Raw genomic sequence first — 13,350 nt, forward strand, 5'->3', positions numbered from 1 at the left:
GTTATAAAGTCATCGTATGATATAAATTATTTTAATTGTTTATTGTTATACATATCAGCTAATGGTTTTAATTCATTGTAGAATTTTTCAAATTCATTTAAATCCATTTGTTGACCGCTATCACTTAATGCAACAGAAGGATCTGGGTGAACTTCTGCCATAATACCATCAGCACCAACAGCTAAACCTGCTTTTGCAGTTGGTAACATGATATCTTTACGTCCAGTACTATGTGTAACATCTACTAAAACTGGTAAATGTGTCCCCTGTTTTAAAATCGGTACTGCTGAAATATCTAATGTATTTCTTGTAGCTTTTTCATATGTACGTATACCACGTTCACATAAAATTATATTTTCATTACCTTGCGATGCAATATATTCAGCTGCAAAGATAAATTCTTCGATTGTAGCGGCTAATCCACGTTTTAATAATACTGGCTTATTAGAACGTCCTGCTTCTTTTAATAATTCAAAATTTTGCATATTACGCGCACCAATTTGGAAAACGTCTAAATATTGATCAGCGATTTCAAAATCTGCTGGATTTACAATTTCACTTACAACATTTAAACCATATTTATCTTTTGTATTTTTAAGTATTTTTAGTCCTTCTTCACCTAAACCTTGGAAATCATAAGGTGATGTACGAGGTTTAAACGCTCCACCTCTAATGAACTTTTCACCTTTGGCTTGTAAATCTGCTGCAACTGTATCTACTTGTTCTTGTGATTCAACTGAGCATGGACCAAAAACAAAAGATTTATTACCGTCACCGATAATACCTTTATTATCAAACTGAACAATCGTATCTTCTGGTTTCAATTTTCTAGATACATATAAATGTTTTTCATTCTCTGATTTTTGCAAGTCAGTAGAGGCTTTAAATATTTCTTTAAATAGTTGTTTAATCACATTATCATTAAACGGACCTTCGTTTTTATCTAATAGTTGGTTAATCATTTCTTTTTCACGTTGAGGGTCATAAACCATTGTACCCTGCTTGCGCTTTTCTTCACCTATTTTTTGTGCAATCTTCCCTCTTTTAGATAAAAGGTCTAGTATTTGTTCATTAATTCCAACAATTTCATCTCTGTATTCTTGTAATTTGTCTGTCATTTTAGTCACCTCTATGAAAATTTTACAGCGATATTTTATTCTGCTTTAAAGCGATAAAATATTTGTTAAACGTAATTCTAACAATAACTGCATATAAGTTCAAGTCTCAAACGTAAAAAATCACTTTTAAAGTGAATACGTTTAATGATAACTGAATTTTCTGTTATTTTCTAGCCGTATTTTTACACTATTCCATAAATAATCAATTTATACCAACGCTCATCACAGCGTATGCAAGGATATTAAACCCCACTTAACATAAGTAACTATACTTATGTTATCTAATGCGGGTAGTTGATTCGTTAATTTTTAGTTTACTGATAATTGTAGGAATAAGTACTGAAGTGTCCATTGACAGTGTATGTTGAGTAAAGATATACATTTCACATATAAGGCATTTCGTTAATTTAGTTGAGTAATGTTTATTAAATTATACGTAAGTGCCTTATTTTTTGAATAACAAAATATCAATTATACTGATTTTGTAATGTGCTGACACCCAGGGGAATCTTATGAGTGAGAGACTACAGGCTCGAACCATATCCTAGCCAAGCATGGACAGTCAAAAACGTAAGATTTTAACTATAAAGAGGACCAATCCATATTATGAATTGGCCCTCTTATTTTGAGTATAGAATTTATGTCCGAGACTGCTTTTGATTATAGAATTTATTCCAAAATCACATAACAGTTTTAATCATTAAATGTTCTTTTATCTATTTTACTTTTTGCTTTTTCAGTCTTTTTGCTTTGCAATCTATTTTTTGAATATGTTGGCACCTCATTGTCAGAATTAGAGCTATCAGTACTATTATTAGAAGTTTGCTTACTAATACCTTGTTCAGCATTATCATGTACAATTATACCGTCTTTAAACGACACACTTTTATGTGTTTGTTTAACACGTTGCTCTGCAGCCTGAGGTGTATTTTTAGTTGAAGATTGATCATGTTTATCAGCAGAATTTTCTACTTTATTATTATTTTCAACTGCATTATCTAATTTCTTTGTAACTAAATTAGGCACTTCTTGATTACCTTTGACTGTTAAGGATTCAGGTTTTAATAAATTAACGGTTTTTTCAGCTACTTTTGGGTCTTTAGACATTGCATCACGTTTTTGACTCGCTGCTAATGCTAATCCCGTAGCAGTAATACCATCTGCAATTGTTGCTGAATTTAAGCTATCTTTAGTTTCAGTCTTGTCATTTTTTGTAACTAAATTAGGTACTTCTTTTTTAGAATTAGATTTTACACTTTCTTCAGTTACAAGTTCAGTTGTATTTTTCTTAATTGTCGGGTCATTTTTTAAAGCTTTATTTTTTTCTTCAGCAGCATTGGCTAATTTCGTAGCCGATACTGTATCATTTTTTTGTGATTCGTTAGACGTTGAAGCAACTGTAGAATCAGCTAAATGATGTGTTTCTGACTCTTTCTTGATTGCACTTTTTTGAGCATTCTTTTCACTATCAGTTGGTTGTGCTTGTTCATCAATATTATTCAAGCCTTCTGATGTTTCATCCGATTGTTGTTCAGTTAATGTATCTTGTGCTTGTGGTGACGTATCAGATAAGTTGTGAGTAGCCGTCTCTTGTTGAATTGCAACTTTTTGCGCACCTAATTCATTGTTTGTAATTGCTTTTTCTTTAATATGCGCAACTTGACGTTCTGCTTCTAGTTTGTCATTTTCAGCTTCTTTAACTACATTTGATTTGAATGTTTTATTACTTTTAGGAACGGATTTCTCACTTTGACGTGATTTACTAATAGACACTAATCCTACAGCCGAACCTATCACAGCACCTACTATAAATCCATAAACAAACACATTTCTAGCACCGGATGTAAAATATTCTGGTACTTCATAACTTTCTAAATTTCTTTCGTAATCATCTCGATTATAGTACTTCATATTTGAATGCCTCCTATAACAAATGCACTTAAATAAGTTTATACCTCATTTAAGTGCATTTGTTTTTTAAGTATATAAATGATTAATGGTCAACACGTGTAGTATAGCTGTGATTTGCATCATTTGCTACGCTACTTGTTTTATAATTTGCACTTTCTCTACGATTTCTTCTGTTTTGCCATTTGTCAGCAACTTCCATTGCAACATTTGACCATTGTACAACTTGAGAAATTTTATCTTCATTTTGAGAAATATTGTGCGTGATTGAGTTTGTTACTCGATCAACAGAACCATTTAATGTTTGAACTGAATCACCGATACCTTTAACAGCATCAACGACAGAGTTTAAACGTTCTGATTTATCTTGAATATCTTCAGTTAAGCGATTCGCTTTATGAAGTAAATCAGTAGACTCACGTGTAATCCCTTGAATTTGTCCTTCAACTCCATCAAGAGTTTTAGCAACGTGATCTAAATTTTTCTTAACTGAAAGTAATACAACAACGATTCCTATACATAACACTAAAAAAGCAATCGCTGCAATTATTCCAGCTATAGGTAAAATCCATTCCATTAAAAACGCCTCCTAAAAAAACATATGTTGTTATTTAATATAAATACCCACATCATTTTAACATAAACATATTAAAATGAGGTAGTTACACCGATATTTTCCATATATGCGCGCTGGATTTTTTGTATATCGCCTGCACCCATAAATAAGATAACCGCATCTTCATATTGTTCTAAAGTATTTACACTTTGCTCATCAATAAGTGTAGAACCATCTACCCTTTCAACCAAGTCTTGAATAGTTAGTTCGCCATTGTTTTCTCTTATTGAGCCGAAAATTTCGCATAAAAATGTTTTATCCGCAAGACTTAAACATTCAGCAAATTCTTCTAAAAAAGCTTGTGTTCTACTGAAAGTATGTGGTTGGAAAACAGCTATAACTTCTTTATTAGGATATTTTTTTCGTGCTGTCTCAATTGTAGCACTAATTTCTCTTGGATGGTGAGCATAATCATCTACTAATACTTGTTTACCTGCCTTAGTTTCATTAAATCTACGTTTTACACCACCAAATGTTTCTAACGCTTCTTTAATATTATCAACGTTCAATCCTTCTAAATAACTGATTGCTATTACAGCAAGTCCATTTAAGATATTATGGTCTCCAAATTGTGGAGATAAGAAGGTATCATAAAAATTATTATTAATATAAACATCAAATTGTGTACCCTTCTCACTAATTTGAATATTATCCGCATAAATATCGTCATTTTCAGAAAATCCATAATAATAAATAGGTACATCTGCTTTTAAATCACGAAGATATGGATCATCTCCCCATGCGATAATTGCTTTTTTTACATTTTGCGCCATTTCTTGAAAGGCATTAAAAACATCATGCACATCTTTAAAATAATCTGGATGATCAAAATCAATATTTGTCATAATTGTATAATCCGGATGATAACTTAAAAAATGTCTACGGTATTCGCATGCTTCAAAAGCAAAGTAATCACTAGCTGGAATACCTAATCCAGTACCGTCACCAATTAAAAAGGAGGTTTTTTTATCTCCATTCATAACATGTGATAGTAAACCAGTTGTTGATGTTTTACCATGCGCACCTGTTACAGCAACTGAAGTATATTGGTTAATAACATGACCTAAGAAATCGTGATAACGAATCACTTCTAAATTTAAATCATGCGCGCGTACAACTTCTTCATGCGTATCAGGAAATGCATTACCTTGAACAATGACCATATCTTCCTTAATATTATCTGCATCAAAAGGGAGAATTTTTATACCTTTATTTTTTAATGCGACTTCTGTAAAAACATAATTCTTAATATCTGACCCTTGTACTTCATTTCCAAGATCATGCATGATTTGTGCTAATGAACTCATTCCGGCACCTTTAATGCCGACAAAATGGTAATGTGTCATTGTAACACTCCTTTATCTCTATATTAATTATCATTTAAATCAGACTCAGTGATATACACATCTCTGGGTTTAGAACCATTTGCTTCCGAAATATAACCTAACTGTTCTAATTGGTCTACAATTCTAGCAGCTCGATTATAACCGATTTGGAAATGTCTTTGTATCAGTGAAGTAGAAATATGTCCTTCTTGTACCATAAATCGACATACATCGTCGAATAAGTCATCTTGCGGATGACTTTCTACTTTTTTCAACAATTCTTTTTCTTCAAAAAGATAATCAGGTTCACGTTGCTGTTTTATAAAATCAACGACATCATCAATTTCTTCATCAGAAACGAAAGTTCCTTGGACACGTATTGGTTTGTTCATTCCACTTCCTAGGTAGAGCATATCTCCATAACCTAATAAGCGTTCTGCTCCACCACTATCTAAAATTGTACGTGAATCTACGCTTGAAGATACCATAAAAGCAATACGTGTCGGTATGTTCGCTTTGATTAGCCCTGTAATTACATTTACAGATGGTCTTTGTGTTGCAACTAACATATGAATTCCACATGCGCGTGCTTTTTGTGCAATTCGTGCAATTGATTGTTCAACCTCTTGTGGCGCCATCATCATTAAATCAGCTAATTCATCTATTACTATAACAATTTTTGGCATTCTATCTTCATAATTTGCCTTTTTATTAAATGCAGTAATATTTCTAACATGATATTTAGCAAATACTTTATAACGACGTTCCATTTCTTCCACTGCCCATTTTAAACTTTGTGTAGCAGCTTTAACATCTGTAATAACAGGAGATACCAAATGTGGCAAACCATTATATGGTGCCAACTCAACCATCTTAGGATCGATAAGTAATAATCTTAGCTCCTCAGGATGATTTTTATACAATAATGACATTAAAATGCTGTTAATAGATACAGATTTACCTGAACCTGTAGCACCAGCAATTAATGCATGAGGCGTTTTTGCTATATCCATAACTAACGGCTCATTATTAATTCTAAGTCCCATAGCAACTGTTAATTTAGATTCAGCATTTTTAAAAGTATTATCTTCTATGATAGAACGTAAATTAACAGGTGTTGAAGACTGATTTGGCACCTCAATACCTACTAAACTTGTACCTGGAATAGGCGCTTCAATACGTATGTCTTTTGCTGCTAACGCCATTTTAATATCATCTTGTAAGTTAGTGATTCTTGATACTTTTACACCTTTTTCTACAGATAATTCAAAACGAGTCACACTTGGCCCTTCTGTAACAGTTTGAACTTCCGCAGGTACATTGAAATAGTAAAATGCTTCATTTAATTCTTGTTTCTTTTCTTCAATCCACTGATTATCTACTTCATGGACCTTAGGTTCATCCAGTAAATCAATACTCGGAAGTTTAATATTTGGACCTTTTCGTATAGTTGTTTTGCTTTCTTGGGATGCTTGCATGCTTTGGTTCTGCTGATTCACAGAATTTGATTTATGAGAAACGGTAGCATCTACAGAATGTTTATCCACATGATTGGTTTCTGCATTTTGTGGTTGTCCATTATACCTGTGACTTATAACTTCATTTTTGTCATCTATGCTGGATGCTACTTCTTCATCCTCAGTCAACGTTTCAGATTCCGTATTTATAAACGTATCTTTTGACTCATTAGCATTAGAATTATGTTCTTCCAGGTTAGTTTCAGTTTGCATTTGTTGATTAAATGCAGCAGTTGATTCATCTTTTTCACTTTGTGCCGTTTTATCTATTTTTTCATCTGATTGTTGTAATTCAGTATCATTTGAGTTCACAAAAGTATGTGTGTCGTTAAGATTTTTCTTGGCATCAAGCATTCTTTTTTTGTCAGATGGTGTCATTACTACATTGAAAGGTTTTGGTTTGCTTCCTTTCGAGTTGATTGTATTTTTATGTTGTTGATTGTTTTGTTCATCGCTATTCGCTTTAGCGTTTGTTTTAACATGATCTTGTTGTGCTTCATTTTCGTTATTCTCTGACATTTGTACGTCATTAGCAACTGTTTCTTCACCATTTTCATCCGCTTCAGTTGAAGTTGATAAATCTTCTTCATTCCGTGATTCATTCTGATTAATATCATTAGACTCATCTACATACTGCTCATCTTCTTTTTCAAAATGATGATTGGTATGCAATGATGTATTATCTAATACATCATCATATTCCCATTGTGACGTTTTTCGTTCATTGTTATTAGTTTGTTGAGTCAAATCAACTGTATTTTGTGTCGTATCTTTTTGATTATCTGAAATTTCTCTATAGGTAGCTTCCGAAATACCAGTATTATCAATAGTTCCATTTGAATTTTCGTCATGTTGGTGCAAATGATTGTCTATATCTGCATGATCAATATCTTGAGAAAGATTTGTTTTATCGTTAGCATGATTCGTTGATGATTCTGTAAGATTTGATGCTGTTTCTACATTTTCTGTTTGATTTTCATTTGTATTTGAAACATCGTCAGAGTCGTTAATGTTATGTACATTACTTATATTGTCTAAATTAATTTCTTGATAATTGTATTGTGACGTATCAATTTGGTCAGTTGTATCATGTTCATCCGTTGCATCTTCACCAGACGATTTTGTTGAATAGTCTGTATCACTAATTTTATTTTGTGCACCATCTAATGAACTTTCTCCAATATATTGTTTTGCTTGCTGTGCATACATTTCATCAATTGCTTTTTGAATTGTATCTTCATCATTTTGTTGATTTTCTTGACGCTTCTGTTGCAATGCTTTTTTAAATTGACGTTTTTGAAGCACTTTACGTTCACGTTCGCGACGAATTTCTTCAACAATTTGAGAAGCATAGATATTTTCTATATTGATGGTATTATTCTTTTTTGGAGTAGTAGTAGCTTGTGATACATTTTCTTGTTGTATCGACTTATCTTGTAATTGTTCATTGCTCTTTTTAGCTGATGGTTGTTCGCTATCAACTTGAGAAGGTTGATCAAACGTTGTTTCAGCAGTGTCATTATGGTCATTATTAGAATTTGATTTGCGTTCTTCTTGCACTTTATTTTCATTATCATCTTTAAAACGATGATTAGGTTTTATCACACCATTTTCTAAAGGGTGTGGTTTTTTAGTGCCAAAAATAGCTGACGGAACCTCGCTAGCTTTAAATTCACTTTTATGATATTGAGGGGTAGTGGGCTCATGTCTTTTTGTACTATGACCATTTTCACGTCCAGTACCACCTAAAACGTCTGTTTGAATTCTTGTTCTTTTGCCTTTGTGTTGTCTCTTTTCTTTTTGAACTTCATTATCTAATGACGCATTTGTTTTACTACGAGATGTTGCATATGATTCTTTAGATGATTGAGTAAATTTATCTGTAGCATTTTCATTAGCCATTTGTCTTCTTCTTCTATGACTGTGATTCTCAGTATGGTGACTAGTTGATTTATGGTCAGAATTTTTAAATTCATTTTCTGATTTTCCATTAATAGCGTCCTCAGTTTCACTATTTTCTTCTAAAACACGCATTGGAAATCTAAATTTCCCTTTAGGTCTCTCATAAACATCGTTATTTTGTGGAAGTAATGTGTCTTGATGTTCTTGACTCTTTTGACGTCGTTGGTTTCTTTTATTTAGATAGTCTTTATTAGGATCATTTTCTTCTCCAAATAATTTGTCGAACCAGCTCATTCGGACATTACCTCCTTCTATTCTTCAAAAAATGCCTGTCCAACTTTGTATTCATCAGACAATACCATAATACCTTTTTCCTGTGGTGCATTTGGTAAATTTAATTCTTTCATAGAACAAATCATTCCACTTGAATCTACACCGCGTAAGGCTGCATCTTTAATAACCATTCCACTAGGCATTACTGCACCTACTTTTGCAACAACGACCTTTTGCCCTGCTTCAACATTCGGCGCACCACAAACAATTTGTAGCTTTTCTGTTGCTACATCTACATTCAATACACTTAATTTATCAGCATCAGGGTGTTTTTCTTTAGTTTCAACATAACCAACAACAAATTTTGGTGATAAATCTGCATTTAGTTCAAACGTGAAACCAGCATTTTTAATTGCTTGTTGTAAGTCCTGAATTAACTTCTCATCCAACTTTATATGTCCATTTCCATCAATATCTGACACTTTTGATGCATTGAATATATTAAAACCTACAATCTTGTTATCTTGACGAATTGCTACTACATCATTCTTCGTCTCATACGTAAATTCGCCTGTTGCGGGCTCAATTTGTAAAAAAGCTACATCTCCTACAGCTTCTTTATTGTAAAATAAATTCATTTTTTTAACTCCTTATTCCTTATCTTTATTTTCATATTGTTTTCGAGTTGCTTCTAATCTTTGGATGACATTTGGGTTTCTTTTTTGTTTATTATTTTTACCCAAAATAAATATTGGCTCAAAATGTCCATTATCATAAGCTAATGAAAGTGACGTAATTGGAACTAATCCTTTCGTGAAGAATTCCATCGTTAAGTGTGCCATAACATCGTAACCTGTTTTATTTCGAATATCAGCAATAATCAACACGTCTTGATGCGGTACTGCCACCAACATTTCACCTTCACATTGCGCTTGTATGTCATTTAAAAAGGTAGAATTTAAAATTCTACTGGCATCGTAACCATCATTTGAATTTACAAAATAGAAGATATTACCCTTAACTTCATCGGTTTTATATTTGTTTTCAAGTTTTCGAACATTAAATAAAGCCATTTCTTTCACTTGTTGTTTAGTAAGATTTAATTTTTCTAACATTTGCTCATCTATCAAGCGATAAGATTTTCCTAAATCTACTGCATAATAAATATTAGTTTCTGCAGTATGTTTATCTATAACAAATGAATTACCTTCTTTGTCTTTTTTATCAAAACTAGGCGACCTTAATACAGGCATTATCTCAATATTCTCTGTTTCAGATAACGCCTCCCCTTTCATTTGTTCAATCGCTTCTTCGACATAATATACAATTTCATCTACAATATTTTCTTTTTGTTCTTTATATTTCGCTACAATTGTTGAAAGTTTGACAGTGACACCTTTGCCATTATCATTTCTAGATACGCGTAGCGTTTCTTCATCACGATTAAAACTAAATTTGACATCTAAATGTTTTAATCTATCTTTTAATTTATCTCTCATTTGAAAGACATTCATCGTTAACACTCCTATTTACGTGTCTTTATACAGTTTACAATAAATATACCCTTAGGAACAGAAAAAAAGTAAGTTCTAAGGGTATATTTTTATCGTGCACTTAATAAGATTCATTCACTTTATGTTTATAAAGAAGCTAAAAAATTATCTATCTGTTCAATGGATTTACGCTCTTTTCCAATATAACTTCCAATTTGTTGTCCATTACTAAATACTAAAAAGCTAGGAATGCCCATAATACCATGTTCAATGCAAATATCTATAAATTTATCTCTATCCACTGATACAAATTTATAATTTGTATACTTCGCTTCCAGTTGTGGTAAGTCTGGTTCAATCACTTTACAATCTGGACACCAATCAGCAGTAAATAAAAATACAGTGTCCCCTCTTTTAAATTCTAAAAATTGTTGTTCATTTTCTAATTGTTCCATCTAATCACTCCAAAACATTATTTATACTGTAAAGTATTTATTATTTCGTCATCTAAATTTTTAACTGATTGTAATATTAAGTTTCTTGCAGCGTCATAATCACGAAAATCAAATACTGCATTTGTACTGTGAATATAGCGTGCACAAACACCAATAACTGCAGTTGGAATACCAATGTTTGCTTTGTGAATTTCTCCTCCATCTGTACCGCCTGGAGACATATAATATTGATATGGAATTTGAAATTTATTTGCTAAATCTAATAGAAAATCTCTAAACGTTGGTTTTAGTATCATCGTACCATCTTTTATACGAATCAATGTCCCTTGACCCAATTCACCGGAAAGATTTTGCTTTCCTTTCATATCATTTGCTGGCGAACAATCTACTACAAAAGCTACATCCGGATCGATTAATTCAGCAGAGGCTTTTGCACCTCTTAACCCAACCTCTTCTTGAACATTTGCGCCAACATATAAATCAAAATCTAGCTCTACGTCTTTTAATAATTCTAATAATTCTATACCTAATAAACAACCATAACGATTGTCCCACGCTTTACTAGCAAACCTATGCTCTGATAACTGTGTGAACGGTGTGTCTGGAACAATAGTATCACCAATTTGAATGCCTCGATTGATAACATCTTGTTCACTTTCACAACCTATATCTAATAATAGGTCCTCAATTTTTGGTGCACCTTCGTTACCTGTCCTAAAATGTTTCGGTATATTCGCTACAACTCCTATGATTTCTTCATTGTTTCTTGTTTTAACTTTTAGTCTTTGACCTTGCCATATATCAGTCGCTACTCCACCTAAATTCGTGAATTGTAAGAGCCCATTATCTGTGATGTGCGTTATTAAAAAGCCCACTTCGTCCATATGAGCAGCAACCATTATTTTCTTTGAATTTTTAGATTTAGCTCTCTTAACTCCATAAAAGCCGCCCATTCGATTGTATACAAAGTCATCTACATACGGTGACATTTCAGATTTCAAATATGATTTAACGTCATCTTCAAATCCTGGCGCTCCATGTAATTCTGTTAATATTTTCATTCTTGATAATGTTTTACTTTTGTCTATACTCAATGTCATTCACTCCTTAATATTTATTATATCATCTTCATTATGGTAAACTATAAATATGAATTTATTGGGGGTAGATTGTAATATGTTGAATAAAAAAAGTTGGTTCTTCATCGGCTTAATTTCAATAACAACTATTGTTGGATCAATTTATTTTTATACGCGTCAAAAGCAACTACAAAATCGTAATCCAGAAGCTATTATTACAGATGTAAAAACTTATTTTATGAATGTTGTAGGTTCTTACATACTAAATGAAACGATAATGTATCAAAATGCTGGCGATCAATTAGAAGTCTTTCAAGGTGGTATCACTACCCTTCATAATGGCAAACGCACTTATTATGATTTTTATGCCGACGCTAAAACTGGTGAAGTGATAAACATCATTGAATGTAAATGATAAACGGTTAAAGTTATGAACACACTTGTATCATGTAGAAAATATTTGTCGACTACACTGAGATGACTACAATGAAAGAAATAAACTATATTACTGCTCAAACTATGAAGACATTGATTGTATTTTTAGTTAAGATATAGTGCTATTTCAAATGTTCAAAACTTTAACCTTTTATTTTATTCTCTTGTAATGTATTGCTCGATTTCAGATGGTTCCTTTTGATTAAATTTTACAGCAAAGTAATTTACATCATGATAATATAAAAACCAGTAATTTTCTAAAATGAATCTAGGTATCATGCGTTCTTTTTCTCTTATAGACTGCATTGGATAATCATCGTAAGCAGTTACCCACAGTGGATTTTTATGTGCGACTGTAGGAAAAATATCTCCCATATGTACTGCTTTTTCTCCTGCATTTTCTACTGTAATAATAGAGTGACCGTAACTATGGCCGCCAGTATGATACATATTAATCCCTTTGACGATTTCAATTTCTTTTTCAAACAGCAATAATTTATCGGTGAAATCACCATTATTTTTCTGCCAATAAGTTGATTTACTTCGTATATTTGGGCTAACAAACTCATGCCATTCATCTTGTTGAATAACATGAATCGCATTTTTAAAAACTGCACGCCCTTCACTATCAGTTAATCCTGAAGCATGGTCAAAGTGTAAATGTGACATTAAAACATAATCAATATCATTCGTTGTCAAATTAAATAATTTTAAATCTTCTTCTATATTACTTTCATAATGCACACCAAATATTTTACGCTCTTTTTCGGTAAGCTTATGATTACCAATACCAGTATCAATAATAAAGTTAAATTCTTCCGTTTGTATTAAAATTGGATGTGTAGGTAATGGAATCCGATTTTCCTCACTTTGCTCATATTTTTTAGCCCATAAAACTTTCGGAACCACACCAAACATCGCTCCACCATCAATATTTGTAATGCCACCGTTCAGGTAATGTATCTTGAAATTTCCTAATTTCATAATCAATCCCCATTTCTTGATTTAATTACTAATTAATTAATATAGTAATATAATACACAGTACACGTAAAATAACGAAATTTGTTAGTCTTCTGCTACAACAAAATTTCATGGTGATTTTGTTATGTACTGACGCCTAGTGAAATGATATGAACGAGAGACTACAGGCTCGAGTCATATTCCCAGGCAAGCATGTACGAGCAAAATCGTAGCACGCTTATAATAAAAAGGACTAATCCGTCATTT

Annotated in this window: 11 protein-coding genes; 1 reads left to right on the top strand and 10 read right to left on the bottom strand. The window is 32.2% G+C overall.

What is annotated here, in order from left to right; translation table 11 throughout:
• Positions 1-26 precede the first annotated feature (26 nt).
• The 9 genes from AB1J10_RS03690 to AB1J10_RS03730 all read right to left on the bottom strand — a co-directional run bounded on the left by AB1J10_RS03690 (position 27) and on the right by AB1J10_RS03730 (position 11,701).
• Positions 27-1,118: a bifunctional 3-deoxy-7-phosphoheptulonate synthase/chorismate mutase gene (locus tag AB1J10_RS03690; RefSeq protein ID WP_046206831.1), complete on the bottom strand. Its 1,092-nt coding sequence runs from the start codon at positions 1,116-1,118 to the stop codon at positions 27-29.
• Positions 1,119-1,811: 693 nt separating this feature from the next.
• Positions 1,812-3,029: a hypothetical protein gene (locus AB1J10_RS03695; RefSeq protein WP_107365461.1), complete on the bottom strand. Its 1,218-nt coding sequence runs from the start codon at positions 3,027-3,029 to the stop codon at positions 1,812-1,814.
• 82 nt (positions 3,030-3,111) lie between these two features.
• Positions 3,112-3,603, bottom strand: a complete 492-nt coding sequence (locus tag AB1J10_RS03700) for a DUF948 domain-containing protein (RefSeq protein WP_046206829.1) — start codon at positions 3,601-3,603, stop codon at positions 3,112-3,114.
• A 71-nt stretch (positions 3,604-3,674) separates the two neighbouring features.
• Positions 3,675-4,988, bottom strand: coding sequence for a UDP-N-acetylmuramate--L-alanine ligase (murC, locus tag AB1J10_RS03705; RefSeq protein ID WP_046206828.1), 1,314 nt, complete (start codon positions 4,986-4,988; stop codon positions 3,675-3,677).
• A 23-nt stretch (positions 4,989-5,011) separates the two neighbouring features.
• The gene (locus AB1J10_RS03710) at positions 5,012-8,680 is read right to left on the bottom strand and encodes a DNA translocase FtsK (RefSeq protein WP_107391383.1); all 3,669 of its coding nucleotides are present in this window, start codon (positions 8,678-8,680) and stop codon (positions 5,012-5,014) included.
• Positions 8,681-8,697: 17 nt separating this feature from the next.
• Complete coding sequence (ytpR, locus tag AB1J10_RS03715; RefSeq protein WP_046206826.1) at positions 8,698-9,297, bottom strand: YtpR family tRNA-binding protein; 600 nt, start codon at positions 9,295-9,297, stop codon at positions 8,698-8,700.
• A 12-nt stretch (positions 9,298-9,309) separates the two neighbouring features.
• Positions 9,310-10,173 (bottom strand): DUF1444 domain-containing protein, encoded by an 864-nt coding sequence (locus tag AB1J10_RS03720; protein ID WP_046206825.1) that lies wholly within the window; start codon positions 10,171-10,173, stop codon positions 9,310-9,312.
• A gap of 125 nt (positions 10,174-10,298) precedes the next feature.
• A complete protein-coding gene (locus AB1J10_RS03725) occupies positions 10,299-10,607 on the bottom strand; it encodes a thioredoxin family protein (protein WP_046206824.1) in 309 nt (102 codons plus the stop codon).
• 17 nt (positions 10,608-10,624) lie between these two features.
• Entirely contained in the window at positions 10,625-11,701 is a 1,077-nt protein-coding gene (locus AB1J10_RS03730; protein ID WP_064208825.1) for a M42 family metallopeptidase, read from the bottom strand.
• A gap of 82 nt (positions 11,702-11,783) precedes the next feature.
• Between AB1J10_RS03730 and AB1J10_RS03735 the strand changes: the two genes are divergently transcribed.
• Positions 11,784-12,101, top strand: coding sequence for a hypothetical protein (locus tag AB1J10_RS03735; RefSeq protein ID WP_046206822.1), 318 nt, complete (start codon positions 11,784-11,786; stop codon positions 12,099-12,101).
• Between the two features lie 176 nt (positions 12,102-12,277).
• Here AB1J10_RS03735 and AB1J10_RS03740 read toward each other — a convergent pair whose 3' ends face one another.
• Positions 12,278-13,105 carry a YtnP family quorum-quenching lactonase gene (locus AB1J10_RS03740; RefSeq protein WP_192573691.1) on the bottom strand — a complete coding sequence of 276 codons (828 nt, stop codon included), beginning with the start codon at positions 13,103-13,105 and terminating at the stop codon, positions 12,278-12,280.
• Positions 13,106-13,350: the final 245 nt, after the last annotated feature.

Source organism: Staphylococcus cohnii species complex 1663 (assembly GCF_041008415.1).
GTDB lineage: Bacteria > Bacillota > Bacilli > Staphylococcales > Staphylococcaceae > Staphylococcus > Staphylococcus ureilyticus.